Below are 279 nucleotides of genomic sequence, written 5' to 3'. Positions count from 1 at the left end.
CCTCGAGGATCTGCGACTTCGAGAAGCGTCGCTCCATGGCCAGGGCATGCAGGGCCTCCTTGACCTTGCGCCAAAGCGCCTGCTCGCGGGTCAGGTACAGATTGCGGGCGAGCTGCTGGGTCAGCGTACTGGCGCCCTGCCGCACCTCGCCCTCGCGCAGATTGATCCAGGCCGCGCGCACGATGCCGCTGAAATCGACGCCGATGTGGTGCTTGAAGTCGCGGTCCTCGACCGCCTGCAGGCTCATCACCAACAGCGGAGGTACGTCCTCCAGGCGCA

1 protein-coding gene is annotated in these 279 nt (G+C 66.3%); it reads right to left on the bottom strand.

Annotated elements, in window-relative coordinates:
• On the bottom strand, positions 1-247 hold a 247-nt coding region (locus tag FLQ44_RS21275; RefSeq protein WP_240801370.1), incomplete at its 3' end, for a transglycosylase domain-containing protein.
• Positions 248-279 lie beyond the last annotated feature (32 nt).

Origin of the sequence: Vogesella mureinivorans, from assembly GCF_007644035.1 — a bacterium.
GTDB classification, from domain to species: Bacteria; Pseudomonadota; Gammaproteobacteria; order Burkholderiales; family Chromobacteriaceae; genus Vogesella; species Vogesella mureinivorans.
The sequence above is the reverse complement of the archived record's forward strand: the minus strand, read 5'-3'. Positions and strand labels throughout refer to the sequence as shown.